The organism is Sandaracinaceae bacterium (assembly GCA_020633055.1).
Lineage (GTDB): Bacteria > Myxococcota_A > Polyangia > Polyangiales > Houyiibacteriaceae > JADJJE01.
Genome location: JACKEJ010000008.1, coordinates 259,213 through 275,903 on the forward strand (window position 1 = coordinate 259,213; position 16,691 = coordinate 275,903).

The 16,691-nt window shown below is 68.4% G+C and carries 14 protein-coding genes; 7 read left to right on the top strand and 7 right to left on the bottom strand.

Going from position 1 to position 16,691, the window contains the following annotated elements:
- Positions 1-2 precede the first annotated feature (2 nt).
- The 6 genes from H6726_17940 to H6726_17965 form a co-directional block, all read right to left on the bottom strand.
- Positions 3-4,334: a hypothetical protein gene (locus H6726_17940; protein ID MCB9659532.1), complete on the bottom strand. Its 4,332-nt coding sequence runs from the start codon at positions 4,332-4,334 to the stop codon at positions 3-5.
- A 2-nt stretch (positions 4,335-4,336) separates the two neighbouring features.
- A complete protein-coding gene (locus H6726_17945; GenBank protein ID MCB9659533.1) occupies positions 4,337-5,251 on the bottom strand; it encodes an FAD-binding oxidoreductase in 915 nt (304 codons plus the stop codon).
- On the bottom strand, positions 5,251-6,744 hold the full coding sequence (locus H6726_17950; protein ID MCB9659534.1) for an FAD-binding oxidoreductase: 1,494 nt from the start codon (positions 6,742-6,744) through the stop codon (positions 5,251-5,253). Before H6726_17950 ends, H6726_17945 begins: the two co-directional genes overlap by 1 nt.
- Before the next feature lie 181 nt (positions 6,745-6,925).
- Positions 6,926-7,606, bottom strand: coding sequence for an SMI1/KNR4 family protein (locus H6726_17955; GenBank protein ID MCB9659535.1), 681 nt, complete (start codon positions 7,604-7,606; stop codon positions 6,926-6,928).
- 63 nt (positions 7,607-7,669) lie between these two features.
- Positions 7,670-8,371 carry a hypothetical protein gene (locus tag H6726_17960; protein MCB9659536.1) on the bottom strand — a complete coding sequence of 234 codons (702 nt, stop codon included), beginning with the start codon at positions 8,369-8,371 and terminating at the stop codon, positions 7,670-7,672.
- 17 nt (positions 8,372-8,388) lie between these two features.
- Positions 8,389-9,246: a hypothetical protein gene (locus tag H6726_17965; GenBank protein ID MCB9659537.1), complete on the bottom strand. Its 858-nt coding sequence runs from the start codon at positions 9,244-9,246 to the stop codon at positions 8,389-8,391.
- Positions 9,247-9,423: 177 nt separating this feature from the next.
- On the opposite strand from H6726_17965, the gene H6726_17970 reads away from it, so the two are divergent.
- The 3 genes from H6726_17970 (at position 9,424) to H6726_17980 (ending at position 11,385) form a co-directional block, all read left to right on the top strand.
- Positions 9,424-10,509, top strand: a complete 1,086-nt coding sequence (locus tag H6726_17970; GenBank protein ID MCB9659538.1) for a DUF1016 domain-containing protein — start codon at positions 9,424-9,426, stop codon at positions 10,507-10,509.
- Between the two features lie 46 nt (positions 10,510-10,555).
- Positions 10,556-10,969 carry a helix-turn-helix transcriptional regulator gene (locus tag H6726_17975; protein MCB9659539.1) on the top strand — a complete coding sequence of 138 codons (414 nt, stop codon included), beginning with the start codon at positions 10,556-10,558 and terminating at the stop codon, positions 10,967-10,969.
- 158 nt (positions 10,970-11,127) lie between these two features.
- Positions 11,128-11,385 carry a hypothetical protein gene (locus tag H6726_17980; GenBank protein ID MCB9659540.1) on the top strand — a complete coding sequence of 86 codons (258 nt, stop codon included), beginning with the start codon at positions 11,128-11,130 and terminating at the stop codon, positions 11,383-11,385.
- A gap of 570 nt (positions 11,386-11,955) precedes the next feature.
- Here H6726_17980 and H6726_17985 read toward each other — a convergent pair.
- Positions 11,956-12,483, bottom strand: coding sequence for a dihydrofolate reductase (locus tag H6726_17985; GenBank protein MCB9659541.1), 528 nt, complete (start codon positions 12,481-12,483; stop codon positions 11,956-11,958).
- Positions 12,484-12,652: 169 nt separating this feature from the next.
- Here H6726_17985 and H6726_17990 point away from each other — a divergent pair, with 169 nt between their 5' ends.
- From H6726_17990 to H6726_18005, 4 genes are all read left to right on the top strand, one after another.
- Positions 12,653-13,486, top strand: a complete 834-nt coding sequence (locus H6726_17990) for a hypothetical protein (protein ID MCB9659542.1) — start codon at positions 12,653-12,655, stop codon at positions 13,484-13,486.
- Positions 13,487-13,623: 137 nt separating this feature from the next.
- Positions 13,624-13,809 (top strand): hypothetical protein, encoded by a 186-nt coding sequence (locus H6726_17995; GenBank protein MCB9659543.1) that lies wholly within the window; start codon positions 13,624-13,626, stop codon positions 13,807-13,809.
- A gap of 380 nt (positions 13,810-14,189) precedes the next feature.
- Positions 14,190-15,317 (top strand): hypothetical protein, encoded by a 1,128-nt coding sequence (locus H6726_18000; protein MCB9659544.1) that lies wholly within the window; start codon positions 14,190-14,192, stop codon positions 15,315-15,317.
- Between the two features lie 206 nt (positions 15,318-15,523).
- On the top strand, positions 15,524-16,585 hold the full coding sequence (locus H6726_18005) for an ATP-binding protein (protein ID MCB9659545.1): 1,062 nt from the start codon (positions 15,524-15,526) through the stop codon (positions 16,583-16,585).
- The last annotated feature ends 106 nt before the right edge of the window (positions 16,586-16,691 follow it).

Below are 16,691 nucleotides of genomic sequence, written 5' to 3' on the forward strand. Positions count from 1 at the left end.
GCTCAGAACCCCAGGTAGCTGCCGATGCCCAGCTCGCGCTCGAGCTGGATCAGCTGGAAGAAGAAAGACTCGAGGTCCGACAAGCGCCCCTCGAAGCGGTCGATCTCGTCGGCCACGCCCGCCACCGTCATGGGCGGCGTGTACTCGAGGTCCATGAGGAGCTGCTGCTCGGCGATGGTGAGCGTCACGCCGTCTCGGATGTGCTCGAGGATGCTCAGCAGGATGGCCGCGTCGCGCGCCTCGGCCACCATGGCGAACGCGATGCTGGTCTGGTTGATGACCAGCGTGCTGGGCGACACCTGGAACGCCAGGAACGACTTGTTCAGCCGCTCGCTGGTGTAGCGCACGTAGTCCGTGCCCTCGATGGCCGTGGGGCTCGGCGTGGTGCAGTCGCCCTGCCCTTCCACGCACAGGAACATCTGGCTCTGGAAGCTGGTGTCGAAGAACACGGGCAGGTCGGTCAGCGCGAACACCGCCGCCAGGAACTGCAGCGTCACGGAGCTGCCGCCGTCCACGTAGGCGAGGCCCGCGTAGGTCTCGCTCACCGGATCCGGCCGGCAGGTGGACGCGTCCGCGCAGTCGCCGCGGTAGAGGTCCATGTAGAGCAGTCGCGGGCCCGTGCACTGCGTCCCGTTGATGCTGGCGCACGCCAGGCGCGGCGCCAGGGCCTCGGGCTGGTCCTGGATGAGCGCCTGCAGGATCTGCTGCATCTCCAGCGGGAAGAGGTCGTGCCAGTTGGTCCAGAAGGGCACGTCACGCGCGTAGCTCTGCGTCCAGCCGCGCTGCGTGAGCATCTGCATCGTGAACCACTTGTCGTAGAAGCTGCCGATGCGCTCGAGGCGCGAGATGCCGGTCAGGCCGCGCTGGTAGCTGGAGCTCAGGAAGCGCCCGAGGCCCAGCTCCACGCGCAGGTCGGCGCCCACCGCGTTGGGGTTGGCGCTGAAGCGCTCGTAGGCCGTGGTGGCCTCCTGGAAGCGGTACGACCCGATGTCGGGCTGCGCCAGCACGCGCGCGTAGAAGTTGAGCGCGTCGGCCGAGGCCATGAACTGGTCGTAGAAGCCGAACGCGCCCTCTTCGTTGCGGAACTCGGGGTCGCTGGCGTAGCGGTACAGCAGGTTCTGGAAGAGGTCCTGCGTGATGGTGAAGTGCCGCCCGATCAGCCGGTCGAAGAGGTAGCCCCCCACGCTGAAGTTCGCGCGGTAGCGCCGAAAGTTCGTGAAGATGTACTCGCGCTCGTACTGCTCGGCCACGTTGCGCACCACGGCGCGGTAGCTGTCGCCCTCGTCGAAGCGGTGGCACCAGCCCAGCGTGCCCACGCGCTCGTCGGAGCAGAAGCGGTAGTCCACCGGCGCGAACGCGGCGTTGGGCCCGGCGGCCTCGGTGGCGGCGCGCAGGTCGTCGTCGAAGTTGCTGCAGATGCGGCCGAAGGCGGTCTCGCCGTTCGGGTGCGCGACGCAGCGCTGGGTGGCCCCCGTGTTGCGGTTGGCCTCGCGCAAGAGCGCCGAAGACTCCCCGTTCAGCGCGTAGGGGCAGTCCGCGTCGGTCTCGCAGGGCTCGCCCCCCTCGTACCACTGCGCCCACGCACGCGGCGTGTTCACCGGGTTCAGCTGCGTCAGCGCGCGGCCGGCGCGGTTGTCCTGCACCTCCACCAGGTCGCCGTAGCCCAGCGCCAGCGCGGCGTGGTCGTAGCGGCCGATGGTGGTGTCCGTGCGCTCGTACCACTGCGCCGTGTACTCCATCACGGACGAGTCCATGAAGCGGTCGATGCCCGCCAGCTCGCGCCGCGCCTGCACCAGGTCGAGCGCGTTCTCGAACGCCAGCTGCTCGTTCGGGCTGAGCCCCAGCGTGCCGTCCAGGTCGAAGTCCTCGGGCGTGGGCAGCGGGGCGCGGTCGGCGATGTGGTAGTAGGCGTCGTCGTAGTTGTGCGTGTCCGCGCTGGCACCAAAGTCGTGCCGCAGCCCCAGGCAGTGCCCCAGCTCGTGCAGCATGGTCTGGTAGTAGAGCAGCCGGTTGACCGCGATCTCGAGCCGCGCCCGGGGCCAGTCCACGTGGCGCAGCGCGAACTCGGTCACGGACGTGTCCACGTAGCTGTTGGGCAGCAGCACGTTGTTGCCGGAGGCGCGGTTCTCGGACGCCATGAAGTTGCGCAGCTGCTCGTGCGCCGAGGTGCGCAGGGGCGAGACCTGGTCCAGCTGCTCCTCGCTCAGGTTCTCGGGCGTGACGCCGTCGGGCAGCACGTCCACGCCGCTCATCATGAGCACTTCCATGTTGCGCGTGAGCCGCGCCTCCACCTCGCCGCCCACCAGGCTGGCCCGGCGGTCCACGAAGGTGTTGCTGCGCCCGCCGGGCCCGCTCAGCCGCTGCGCGCGGTCCATGAAGCGCGCCATCACCTGGTCCACGGCGGCCAGGTCCGAGGGCTGCGCCTGCCCCGCCGCGGCCGCCACGTTGAAGTCCACGCGCGGGCGCGCCGGCAGCTCCACGTTGCCGAGGTTCTCGAGGTGCTGGCGCACGTCCTCGCCGAAGCTGAAGCGCGGGTCCGTGATGTTGCCCGTCACGAGGTCCACCGTCTGCAGCGCCGTCGTGCGGTAGGCGTCGAGCGCCGGGCCGCCCACGTTGGCGTCACCCACCAGCAGCTCGCCCGTGACCGGGTCCCCGCGCAGCGTGGCGATGCCCAGGAACGGCGTGCCGGGCTGGTCCACGTAGCTCAGGAACTTGTAGCGCATGTCGCCGCGCTCTTGGCAGCGCAGCCCGTCCGTGGTGCCCCCGTTCTCGGCGATGCTGCGCTCGTTGCAGGTGTTCACCACCAGGTCCAGCACGCACTCGCTGCCCACCTGCCGCGCGCCGAACCAGCCGAAGAAGTCCGCGTTGCTCAGCGCGGGGTCGTTCAGGTTGGGGCGCGCCCGCGGCGGGACCTCCACGTGGCAGTCGTAGGGGTTCATCACGCCACGCGCGCTCGCCTCGGCCGGCGTCTCGAAGGGGTCGTAGCGCCCCGGGCAGGTGGGGTTCAGCACGCCGTTGTCGGCCGGGTCCAAGATGCAGAAGCAGTACGTGTCCGGGTCCAGCGCCTGACACGGCACGTCCGGGTAGTTCGCGGCCGGCTCCCCGCGCAGCTCGCGCACCAGCCCCATGAACGACTCGTTCCAGCGGCCCGTCAGCTCGAAGCTGGGCTCCACCAGGTGCGCCGGGAGCTCCGGGGTGGTGTGGTAGACCACGCGCCGCACCTCGCGCTGCGCGTAGGGCAGGAGCGCGCCGCTCTCGTCCCGCGTGCGCCGCCACAGGTTCAGGCGGTTCACATTGTAGTTGCGGAAGTCCGTGCCGAAGTGCGCCGGGTCGTCGGGCGCGGTGCTGCGGTCCAGCGTGGGGCGCTCCAGCCGGAAGTAGCCGGCCCGCTCGAAGCGCGCGTCGGACCACTGCTGCGGCTCGTACTCGCGCGTGTCGCTCACGCGCAGGAACGCGTTGCGCACGTACACCGCAGTGGTGGTGCAGGTGGGCGCGTCCGTGAAGGGCGAGGCGCACCAGTTCACGGGCTGCCCGGTGAAGGGGTCCGCGACCGTGCCCGGGGCCAGGAGGTCCTGCGTCACGAACGAGAAGTGGTAGAGCTGCCCCTCTGCGTAGTCGTCCGCGTGCGGGCGGTGCTCGTCGGTGCAGTCGTCATCCTCGTCCGCGCTGCCGTCGCAGGGCATCACGGCGTACTGCGGCAGGAACGCGTCGGGGAAGCGGCTACCGGCCTGCACGAACAGGTCCGCGGGCTGCCGTTCGAACAGCCCCAGCAGCTCGTACAGGCTGGCGCTCTGCCCGTAGTAGCCGCTGAGCAGGTTCTTGGACCAGTCCACGCGCATGTACTGGCGCTCGTTCCAGGGGCGGTCCGTGTCGTTCTCTTCGATGACGTTCAGCTGCTCGCCCGTGTTGGGGTTGTAGGCGCGCCGGATGTCGAAGTGCTTCTCGATGGCGTAGGCCGCCACGGGCTGCCCGAAGTCCACCTCGGCGTCCGGGCCCGTGCTGGGGTTGCCCCCCTCCAGCAGCTCGTAGTCGCGGTAGGCCACCAGCAGGTCTTCGTCGATGACCCAGCGGATGCGTGGCAGCGCGGCCAGGTCGCTGCCCACGTAGTCGATGGCCGCGTCGCCCGGGAAGGTGCCGAGGCCCCCGCCCTCGTAGTCCACGCCCACCACCGTGCGCGAGAAGTACCAGCTGCCCTCGAACGCGCTCTTGTCCGTGACGTTGGTGCCCACGCGGTTGATGGGGCGGGTGTCGCCGCAGCCCAGCAGGGCGAGCGCACTCGCAGACAGCGTGATCAGGACCGCCAGCAGCCGGGGCAGCGCGCGTCGCCCCCCCATGCTCAGCCCAGGACCCCGCGCGGGTCGAGCCGCGCCGCCAGCTCCGCCACCACCGCCGACGCGGGCGCCCCCTGCGGCGCGCGCGCCTTGGGCAGCTCCAGCTTGGCGTCGATCAGCACACCGCCCAGCCCGGTGGCCGTCTGGCGCGCCACCTCGCGGAAGGCCTCGGCCACGCCGTCGCCGGTGGCCAGCTTCAAGCGCAGGGCCGAGCCCTCGGGCGCGTCCTCCACATAGGCGCGGATGGGGCGCACGCCCTTGCCGCGGATCCAGGCCAGCGCCTGCTCGGCCCCTTCGCGCGTGGGGAAGAGGTAGCCCACCGGCGTGCTCTCCACCCGCAGGCGCGCCACCACGTGCGCGCCCACGATGACCCCCAGCCGGCCGCGCGCGCCGATCAGCGCGCTGACCAGGTCGGGCCCCACCGCGCGCCGCGGCGCCGGGCGGATGTTCACGGGGCGACCGTCGGGCAGCACCAGCTCGAGGCCGGCCACCACCTGCTCCACCGGGTCGTCCGCGTTGTCGCGCGCGCCCGGGGCGCCCAGGGCCAGCCACTCGCCCACGCCGTAGTCGCGCGCCGAGGAGTGCGCCCCCAGCGACAGCCCGCGTCGGCGCAGCTCGTCCTCGAGCGCGTGCACGCGCATGCCGGCCTGCACGTGGGCAATCCGGCTGGGCTCGTCGAACTTGATCACGTCGGCCATGCGGCTCAGGTCGAGCGGGATGGCCCCCTCGCGCGCGGCTCCTGGGGCCTGCCCGGGCACGGACAGCGCCTGGCGGTTCTGGTAGGCCAGCGCCATGGCCAGAGCCACCTGGTCGCGGTTGGCGGGCAGGATCACGGCCCGGCCGTCGGCCTCTTGGAGCGCGCCGGGCAGGTCGCGCCGCACGGCCTTGAGGAAGTCGCTGCGCAGGGTCTCGCTGCTCATCACTCGGCCTCCGCGACAGGGGCCATCGGGGTGTGCTCGTCCAGGTCGGGGATGAGCGCGCCGCGGTTGAAGATGCCGCGCGGGTCCAGCTGCCGCTTGAGCTCGCGCACCACGTCAATGGCGTTGCCCTGCTCGCTGCGCATGGCCGGGGCCTTGCTGCGCCCCACGCCGTGATGGTGGCTGAGCGTGCCGCCCGCGCCCACCACGGCCTTGAGCGCCGCCTTCCAGGCGCGGTCGTAGGCCACCTCGCAGGCCTGGTCGTCGCGCGCCGAGCCCGCGAAGGTGAAGTAGATGGACGCGCCGTCCGGGTAGGCGTGGCTGAAGTGCGCCATGACGAAGACGTGGGGCGAGAGGGCCTCGCGCACCGCGTGGTACATGGGTAGCAAGCGCGACCAGGTGGCGGCCACCTCCATGGTGTCCAAGAACGCGCCCGCCGTGAACATGGGCGACTGCCGGTAGCTGACGCTGTGTCGGTGGGACAGCCAGTGCTTGGCCGGGCCCTCGCCCGTGTCCTGCGCGTCGTAGCGGGCGCAGATGGCCTTGGCCGCGCGCAGCTCCGCGTCTGCGATGATGGGGTCGCACTCCCACACGAGCACCAGCTTGGCGCCGCCCATGGCCTTGTCGGGCACGCGCTCGATCAGCTCGTTCAGCACGCCGGGGGCGCGCAGGGCCTGCACCAGGGCGCGCAGCCCCAGGCCCGGCTTGGCCTCCGTGCGCTTGGGCTTGGGCGCGGCCTTGTGCTCGGTGCGCAGGCCGCCGCGGCGGGCGATCATGGAGTCGAACGGGTCGTACAGGCGCGCCACGGCCGGGCGCAGGCCCGCCTGGTAGATGCGCCGGATGGCGTCCAGGCCCATCTCGGTGTTGGGCATGAGGTAGCTCGCGAAGCGCCGGCTGCTGGCCGTGGGCGCGGGGGCGATGCGCAGGCGCGCGTCGGTGACCACGCCCAGGATGCCCTCGCTGCCGATGAACAGCGGCAGGAGCGCGTGGTTCTCGCCGCCCCGCTCGGCCCGCAGCACCCGGCCCGTGCCGTCCACCACGGTCATGCCCAGCACCATGTCCTCGATCTTGCCGTAGCGCCCCGAGCACTGCCCGGCCGAGCGCCCCGCGATCCACCCGCCCAGCGTGCTGCAGTAGATGCTGCTGGGGAAGTGCCCCAGCGTGAACCCCGCCGCGTTCAGGTCGTCCTCGAGGTGCTGCCCGATCATCCCCGCCTGCGCATCACACATGAGCCGCTCGCGGTCCACGTGCTGCAGCGCGCGCATCTGCTTCATGTCGATGAGCACCGTGTCCGTGGTGGGCAGCACGCCCCCGCACACGCCGCTGCCTGCGCCATAGGGCACCACCGGGATCTGCCGCGCCGCCGCGTACTGGATGACCGCGGCCAGCTCCTCCGTGGTGCTGGGCCACACCACGACGGCGGGCGGGGCCACCGCGGCGACGCCCGCGCGGGTCGCTATCTGGTGCCGCGGCCAGAGGTCGCGGGCGTAGGCCACACGGTCAGGGTCGGAAGAGGAGGCCCGCCCGTCGCGCACGAGCTTGGCAAGGTCACTCCGAACAGCGTCGGTACCGGCAGGGGCTGGGATCACCCACGCTGCTTACCACACGCGGGCGGGGGGCGTCTTGCTCGTCGCACCGAAGCATCTGCGTGCGTCCGGAGCGAACGGTTCAAGGTGGCTACGGGAACCCATCGCGCGTGCTGACGAAGTCCCAAACAACGTCGGGAAGTGCGGCCAGCACCCGTTCGAACGCGCCCAACAAAGTGGTGCCGGTCGAAAAGCGACCAAAGCTTTCGTGCAGCAAGAACACTCCGCGCCCGACCCAGAGCGTACCCGGCTCGCCGACGACAACTTTCACGATTCCAAGGTCGTCGCAACTTGCAACGACTTTCGCGACTTCATGTTCCGCCCATTCTCGGCCAACACCGTCGATGACCGTCGCGGAGAACGGCATCGCTCCTTCGCACGCTTGCCATACGCATGCAAACAACAGGAACTCTCCGACACTCGAGAACTCGATCTCGTACCCTGCTCCATCGATGCGACAGTACACGGGACAGGGCCGGGCATCATCCGCTACGCTCACCGCCCATGAAGCACCGCTCGCAGGGTCGTCGTAGAAGACTGCGAACGCGCCGTCCAATTCGATCTTTGATGGATGTCTAATCTTCAGATGCGCTCGGTGAACATCGCAGCGCCCTTGATGCGCATAGAGTTGCCTCAGCTCCAAGGGAAGCGATACCCCGAGAGCATCACTGGCTTGTTTGATCTCTGCGTCGGTGTATCCGGCCCACTCAACGGTCTGAGCAAACAGCCTGTCGGTCAGATCCAGTGCTTGATCTATGGTCATCAAGGACATACCAGACTCTCCCACGGAACCCGTTGACCACCGCGACTCGCCCAGCGCTGCAAGTTGCCGTTGTCATCGTACCACGTGTATACTGACTGTAACTCCAGGCGTCGTCCGTGTGATTCGATGCATGGCCCCACGACAGTTGTTGCACGGGTTTCGAAATCCATCAATGACAATAGTCTCACCGGGGCGCAGTTCGACAGTACGCATTACGCGATTTTCCGTATGCACCAGCTGCCTTGCACGCCCGGTGCCTTGCACGATCTCTTCTTGCGCCATCGGAAAACTTAGTGCGTTTCCAACGACGCGCGTCGTTCCATCAGCCGCGATCACACGGAAGCTCACTTCATGTTGATTGTGAACAAGAACTGACGCTCCGGCGGAGGACACATAGAACGTGTGGGTCTGGATCGCACTCGGAGCGCGTGAGGGTGGCGTGGCGAGCGCCTGAGCGAAGGGGTTGAGCATGGGAGCCCCCGATCGGATGCTGGCGTTACCACACAACCCCATCCAACCGAGGACCCCATGCCCAAGATCGTGCCTGACGCAGACGCCGCCGCCAACTCCCATGTGCCCCGCCGCTTGGCGGACGCGTTTCGCGCCGAGGTCGACAAGCGAGTCGAGGACGGTGACTTCGCGAGACGAGAGGAGGTCGCGCTCACGTTGGCGAACGAAGTCGTGCGCGGTGATTTGACCGCCGCGCTGATGTCCATCGTGGCGTCGCACGGGACGGAAGACGTGCTCGTCGGCGATGAGCGCTATCGCTTCCACGAGACGGGCTCGCAGAGCTACGCGAGCTTCGTGGGTGCGCTCGAGGTGGAGCGCCCGACGTTCCGGAAGGTCGGCGTTCGGAACGGCCCGACGGTCGTGCCCCTCGACCTCGCGGCGGGGCTGGTGCACGGGGCGACGCCAGCATTCGCGGAGCGGATTGCGCGGGGCAAAGGCAAGGGCACGTCGCGAGACCTCTTCGACGAGGGCCATTCGCTCGCGATGCGCGCGTCCGTGACTTCGATCAGGTTGCTGACCGCGTCCCACGTGTAGCGGAAGTCGTGCACCGTGGTCACGGCGTTGAGCGGGCGCTCGCCCGGGGCGTTCGGGTCCGCGCGGCGCATCGTGCGCGAACGCACCGGGCGCAGGCGCTCGTCGTAGCTCATTTCGGTGTGCAGGGGCCCAATCACGGCGTCGTCCCCATAGTCTATCCGACGCGGCAGGCGGTTGGCGTCGTAGGTGATGCTGCGGACGATGGGCACCTGGTAGAGCGGCGTGAGCGAGCCTGGCTCGCTCACGGACAGGTGCACGCCCGCGGGCAAACCCAGGCGGTTGTAGCCCAGCGTACCGGACACCTGCGGGGTGCCACCGGTGCCACCCATCGCCTCCCAGTCGGGGTCATCCGGGTAGTCCATGGCCACGGGGCGGCCGAGGTAGTCGTACTGAGTACGTGCGATGTAGGTGTGCTCCTCGTCGAAGCGCTGAGGCGGCGGCGTGCGTGGACCGAGGAGGCCCGCGTTGTCGAGGTCGGGTGGGAGAGACGCGCGCAAGCGGCGTGCGAGGGGCAGCACGGCCATTTGCCGGCCGGAGGCTTCCGGCTGCCCGCGCTCGTCGTACACCACCACGCTGCGCTGGGCGCGGTCAGTCGAGCCGGTCATGAGGCGGTGGTCGTAGGCCTGACGAGTGGCGGACGTCTTCCGGCGCCCCGGGGTGCATCCAGAGCGGCGTGGTGCGGGTTCCGAGGGCGCACGGCAGGGCGCACACAACTTGACAATGATGTCAAGCCGAGGCAGTCCATCGCACATGATGACCGCCCACGGTCTCGCCCCGCTCCCATGACCGATTCTCTCGTGTCCCCCTCCGTAGCTCTCGTCGAGGAGCTCCGTTCCCTCATCGAGGGCGCACGTGGGCGTGTGGCCATCACGGTGAACAGCGAGCTGGTGATGCTCTACTGGGAGGTGGGCGCTCGGCTCCGCGCGGAGGTGTACGGAGACGGCTCCGCCACGTATGGCGACGAGGTCGTGGCTCAGGTGGCGCGGGCCCTCACGGCTGACTTCGGGCGGGGCTTCGGGCCGCGGAGCCTCTACCGGATGATGCGATTCGCCGAGGTCTATCCGGATCTGGAGATTGTGACCGCACTGCGGTCACAATTGAGCTGGACTCACTTCCGCGAGCTCATCGCGATCGACGATCCCGCGAAGCGGCAGTTCTATGCAGAGCTCTGCCGGGTGGAGCGCTGGAGCACCCGAACGCTGAAGAACAAGGTGGATGGGATGCTCTTCGAGCGGACCGCGATCGCGAAGCGCCCGGCTGCGGTCGTGGCGGAGACCCTCGACGCCCTCCGCGACGAGGACCGGATGACTCCCGACCTGGTCTTTCGGGACCCCTATGTCCTCGACTTCCTCGGACTGCCCACCGACTTCAGCGAGGCCGAGCTGGAGCAGGCCATCCTCCGCGAGCTTGAAGCGTTCTTGCTCGAGCTCGGCCAGGGCTTCAGCTTCATCGCGCGGCAGAAGCGGATGGCGATCGGCGCGGACGACTTCTACCTCGACCTCCTCTTCTTCCACCGCCCCCTACGGGCGCTGGTCGCAATCGAGCTCAAGCTCGGCCGTTTCGACGCACGCGACAAGGGACAGATGGAGCTCTACCTGCGGTGGCTCGACAAACATGAGCGCCAGCCGGGGGAGAATTCCCCGTTGGGCCTGATCCTCTGCGCCGACAAGAACGAGGAACAGATCGAGCTCCTCGAGCTCACGGACGGCTCGGTGCGCGTCGCATCCTATCTGACCGAGCTGCCCCCTCGTAAACTGCTCGAACGCAAGCTCCTCGAGAGCATCGAGCACGCCCGAACCCGGGCCTTCGCTGGAGCCGGCGCTCAGGGTGGGACAGCGACGGCTCTGGAGGGCGGCAATGATTCGTAGCGACTCCGAATACCGCGCAGCGGTCGCGCGCCTCGAGGAAGCGCGGATGCGACTCGCAGAGAATCGCGCCAATCTCATCGAGACCGGCCTCGGAGCCGCACACCTCGAGCGTGCACTCGATCCGCTCCGGTCGTTTCAACTCCAACTCGAGGAAGAGATCGAGAGCTACGGGCGCTTGCAGCGCGGGGACGTCGGCGAGCTGCTCAATCTCCACGGGCTCGGGCACATGCTCGTCGCGCTGCGCGTCGCGCGCGGGCTGACCCAACGGGAGCTCGCGTCGCGGCTCGGTGTGCATGAGTCGCAGGTCTCACGGGATGAGCGCAACCAGTACCACGGCGTCACGGTCGAGCGCGCAAGCCGCGTCCTGGACGCGATGGGGGTCCAGTTGTTGAGCTCGTTCGAGCAACCGATCCTGCCCGGCAGAACTCCCGAGACAGAGGGGGTCCAGGCCACGGAGTAGCGACGGGCTGGCCCGATTCGGCGAGGCTGACCTACGGCGTATTGCGCGGACAATCAAAGGAACGTGCAACCCTTGGCGACGTCGCGGGAGCACGGTCGCGTACGGCGAAGCGCCTCTGGACGTTTTCGCCGTCCGCCAGTCCGGGCTACGATGGCGCGATGAGTCCGCGTGCGTTCCCGTATCGATTCGAAGAGTCGGCCGACCTCGACGAAGCGCGACGTCGTGCGGAGCGGCTGACTCTGAACGAGCGTTGCGACGAGGCCGCGTCGATGTTCATCCTGGCGCTCGTCGACATCGCGCGTCGCTCTGCCGACGCCGACGAGTACCTGGCAGCGCTCGAGCGAGACCCACCCGGCTGTCCAAGCGACCGCTGGCGCGAGCTACAAGCCCGTCGCGCGGCGCGAGTGCCGGTGTGAAGCTCTCCGCCGCGGAGTTGGAGTCTGCGTTCAGCGGACTGCCGCGAACGCTGGGTGACGGGTTCGATGCCGCCGCCGAACATGGCCGACGCGATGAAGACCTCCGTCTTCGGGGACGGCAGTCAGCGGACGCGCTTCCCTTCGCTGGAGAGCGTCTCACTCGTCACAATCGGCACCAGCGCGCCCCAAGGGACTCCTGCCCGGGTACCAGCACTCTGCGGGATACCGCAGCAAGTCGTGGGTCGATCGAGATCCCGCTCTCGCCCGCCGCGAATGCACGTATGAAGCGAGGGGCGCACGCCACGCCCGTCGGGAACAGCAGCACGTCGTGACTTGCGAACTGAAGCAGTACGAATGGCATGTCCCCGTAGCCGGGCCAGGTGCCACACCGCACGAAACGAACGTCGCTCTGACAAGCGCGCCCCACGACGTCCACAATCGCACACAGCTCATATGCCCACACCACGCGCAGACCGTCGGGGACGAGGCCCGTCACACAGTGATCGCCTAGGGGTGAGCTGTCGTTCTCGAGCGACAGCGTGTCGCCACAGTGCACACAACGTTCGGGGCTCATGTTGCCCAACGGTAGTGCAGCCGTGCCATCCCGGGCCCGAGCGACTTGGCGGAGAGCAGCGTGGGCGTCGCACGGAACCCCGTGGGCGGGAACAACGGGTACCCACCCCCGAGCATGGCCGACGCGATGAACACCTCCAGCTCGTCCACGGCGCCGCGCTCGAGGAACGCCATCTGCAGCTGGCCGCCGCCGAGCATCCACACGTCGCCGTCGCCCAGCGCGCGCAGCTCGGTCACGAGGGCGTCCACGTCGGTGCGGGTCTGGATGTCCGCGGGCGCGTCCGTGATCGGGCGCGACGTGACGACGATGCTGCGCTGCGCCGCGTAGGGCCACGGCATGCCGGACTTGACCATCCAGTCGTACGTGGTGCGGCCCATGACCACCGTGCGAATGCGCTGAATGAAGAGGTCGTAGTGGTGCTCGCCGAGGTCCGCCTCGGCGGAGGTGAGCCAGTCCAGCGACTCCTGGGGGTCCGCGATGAAGCCGTCCAGGCTCGCTGCGATGTATCCGACGATCCGTGCCATGCCGTCCTCCGTTCGCGTCGATGGTAGAAGACCTGACCGTGTCGCAAACATCCAGCGCTAGAAATCCAGCCGCGCACTCAGATCCAAGCCACGCGTAATTTTCGACTGTGGGGTCATTTTCCTCGAAGGCTCCGTACCCTATGCTGGAGGCTCGTTCGTGGGGTGATTCATGGAGTCGTTGGTTCTTCGATGCTGGTTCGGAGCGTCTGCACGCGCCTCGCGGTACCTCTGGGTAGGCGTGTGCGCGGCGTGGTTCGTGTCGCTGCGGGCGCCGAGCGAGGCGCAGGCTCAGTCCAACGTCCACGCGCTCTTCGACGTTGGATATCGCTACCCCTTCGTGGGGCAGGTGTACGTCCCCGGGCACGACGCGTTCCCGCTCACGTGGCACGTGGCGACGTCCGTGTTCGTGGGGGAGCGCACGGGCTTCTACACGGGCGCGCGCTTCGACGGCCTGGGGCCCAGGGGCAGGCACTTCCCCTTCGCGGCCACGGCCCGACTGGGCTACTTCTTCGATGTGCACGAGTACGTGCCGGCGCGCGCCCACTACAGCTCCAGCTCCAGCACGGACTGCCAAGTGGACGGCATGTGGGAGCGCTGCACGACCACGACCACCACGCGCCAGTGGCAGACCCCGGCGCACTTCGTGAACGGCGTGCGCTACGTGTACGCCGGGTATCGTCACTTGGGCTTCGTGGAAGGCGCCCCGACGGGAGCCAGCGGCGAGCGAGACACCACGCAAGCGGGCGCGGTGGCCCTCGGCATCGGGTTCTACGGGACCAAGAACACGCTCGGCGGCATCCCCTACATGACGTTCCTGACCGAGTTCGAGGGCTGGTACCACGTGTGGGGCATCGACGAGCCGAGCTCGGACCGCGTGCGCTACGGCGGGTCCGTGCGGGCCGCGATGATCCTAGGCCCCGTGTTCTTGGACGTGACCGCCGCCCTGGACGCGGGCTTCGGGGCCGAGATCAGTCTTGGAGCCGGGGTGTTGCTGGGCTCTTGAGGGTCGTCCGCGACGACATCGTCCATGGGCCCAAAGCCGGAGAGGTCGCCGTGTTCGAAGTCGGGTGGAAGCGATGCGCAGCCGGATTCCTTGAACAGCGGATCCGGTGACGCTAGGGTTCGCGTCGGAGAGCCAACATGACCGAGGCGAAGACAGGGAAGCCCGCCACCGAGCTTGCGAAGCTCGCATCGGATCAATTCACCGGATCGATCGATCCTGCTGCGGTGGCACGCGCCCTTCAGCGCGCGGAGGCTGCGGGACAAGAAGCTCAGGACTACATGCTGAGCCGCGTGAAGCCCGAGTCGAAGATTCGGTACCGGTAGCAACGCGACCGTGGCGCCTTCGGTCATCATCGAGCGTTTTTCGACGGGGTACATTGTCGACGAGTTCGGATCGTCAACGAGTGCCCGGTACCTTGCGGACTATCTCGACCACCTCGGAGCGTCCCATGTCGTGGTGGAGACCAAGTACGTCGACCGGCACTTCCTAGACGACTTCGTCGAGTTCTACTCGCGGGCGTTCGAACCGCCGCCTCCCCACTGTAGCCGCTTCCACTTCTTCGCCGAGCCCCAGCGACCCCGAGGGCTTCGAGCGCCTCTTGGACCGCGCGCCGAGCAGCGAGGCCGACCGAGTGCACGTCCAACGCGAACTGCAGTCGAGATACCTTGGTTTCGTCGTTCGCCGACCGCTACCCAAGCGGCCGATGGGCCGAACCGTGCTCCGGACCTATTCTGGCGACCCGGACCGGCTCTACACCGTCGTCCGAGCGTATCGAGCCCATCTGCTTGGGATGGAGCTGCGCGTCGACGGGCTCGCCTACCAGCAACAGGACGGCGGAGCGGCGGTTTGTGCCAGTACGGCGCTGTGGTCGGCGTTCCAGCGCGTTGCACACATGTCCGGTGAACGGACGCCCACGCCTGCCGCCGTCACGCGCGCCGCACGCAGTCCGTTCCCCGCGTCTCACGGTCTGGCGGACGGGGACATGGCACGCGCCATCGACGCACTCGGCTACACGGCGGAGCGACTCAAGCCCGGGGACAACTCCCCGCTGTTTCGGGCTCAGGTTGCGTCGTTTCTTCGCTCGGGCCACCCGGTCGTGTTGTTACTCGGCGCGCCCGCCTCCTCGGGTTCTGGAGTCGGGCACGCCGTCACGTTGACTGGGTATCGAGAGTCCGTCCCCGCGCGGGTGGACGTGGGCGCCTCACAACTCTGGGTGCGAGGTGCTGCAGCGGAGGTCGTCTACGTCCATGACGACAACCTCGGCTCGCACGCTCACTTCGAGTTTCAAGCGGACCCGTCAACGTCAGGCCTGAACCTGCTTCGAGGCCGATCGACTGGCCCACAGACCAACTGGTGGACGCCCGACGTCTGGCGCGTCGACGGCGCGCTGGTGCCAAAGCCGAACAAGGTACGCATGCCCATCGAGCAGCTCTATGCGCTGATGGCGATGCTGAGCAGGTGGGTCCAAGAGACGCTCGAACTCGCAGGAGAGGAAGCCCCACCGCCCATCGTGATGGACGGCTACTTCGCCTCCGGGATCGACGTCCAGAGAAGCGTGGTCGGGAACCCATACCGACCAGACGACGCGCGGCATTGGCAGCGACATCACACATTGCCCCGTCATGTCGCAGTCATCGAGGTCTCTGACATGCAGGGTCTGTCGCTGGCGGCGTTCGTCTTCGACGCAACGACCCTCGCGCACCATCAGCGCGGCGCGCTCGCGCTGCTATGTCCGGCGATCGACCCAGGAAGCACCCTGGGAGCCACGATGAGGATGCTCGGACAGCACTTCGAGATCACGCCTGCGTTTTGCGCGGCGGCCGCACCGTAGAGACGGCGTCGGCCGGGTGAGGGCGTCGATGGCATCCCACCGGGCATGCCGGCGAGTGCTTCGCTCACCGAACGGGTGCGAGCATTCTTGTCTACAAGCAAAAATGCTCGCGAGTATTTTTGCCTCTGGGCAAATCGGATGGCACGCTCCGTGACGTGCACGACCGTTACCTCACGCCCACCGTCGTCGAGGACCTCGAGCGCAAGATGGTCTTCCTCGGTGGCGCGCGGCAGGTGGGCAAGACCACCCTCGCCAAGTCGCTCCTCGGTGGGAGCCCGGGCTATCGGACGTGGGACGCCAGCGACGACCGGCTGCGCATCATGCGCGGCGAGCTTCCCGTGTCGGAGCTGTGGGTCCTCGACGAGCTGCACAAGTACCGGCAGTGGCGAGGGTACCTGAAGGGGCTCTACGACAAGCGGGAGCCGACGCAGCGCATCCTGGTCACGGGCAGCGCCCGCCTCGACCTGTACCGTCATGGGGGCGACTCGCTCCAGGGGCGCTACCACTACCTGCGCTTGCATCCGCTCTCGGTGGCCGAGCTGGGCGTCGCGAGCGCGGAGTCGGTCGAGCAGCTGTTCCGCCTGGGGCCGTTCCCAGAGCCGTTCTTCTCCGGCTCGGAGCGCCACGCGCGGCGTTGGTCGCGCGAGTACCGCACGCGCCTGGTGCGCGAGGACGTGCGTGACCTGGAGCGCGTGGTGGAGCTCGACAAGCTGGAGCTGCTCGCGCTGCGGCTGCCCGAGCTGGTCGGCTCGCCGCTCTCCGTCAACGCGCTGCGGGAGGACTTGCAGGTCGCGTTCAAGACCGCCGAGCGCTGGGTCTCCATCTTGGAGCGCCTCTACGCGGTGTTCCGTGTGCCGCCCTTCGGCGCGCCCAAGCTGCGCGCGGTGAAGAAGGCGCAGAAGCACTATCACCTGGATTGGTCGTCGGTGCCGGACGAGGCCGCGCGCTTCGAGAACCTGGTGGGCGCGCACCTACTCAAGTGGGTGCACCGCGAGCAAGACGTGGAGGGCCGCGAGCTGACGCTGCGCTACTTCCGCGACGTGGACGGGCGCGAGGTGGACTTCGTCGTCATGGAGCGCCGCAAGCCCATCCTGTTCGTCGAGTGCAAGCTGACGAGCGCGCCGCTCGATGGAGGCCTGCGCTACCTCGTCGAGCGCTTCCCCGGCGTTCCCGCCTGGCAGGTGGCGCTCCGAGGGGACCGTGACGCGAAGACCCCGGAGGGCATCCGGCTGGCGCCTGCGCACGTGTTCCTGTCCACGCTGGTGTAGGGAGTAGATGCGTGCCTTCGCGGAGGGCTGGCCCAATGCGATAGGTCGCCAACAGCCTGTTGGCGCAGTCGGACGGCGGTCGCACTGCGCGGTCTTGAGCAACGGT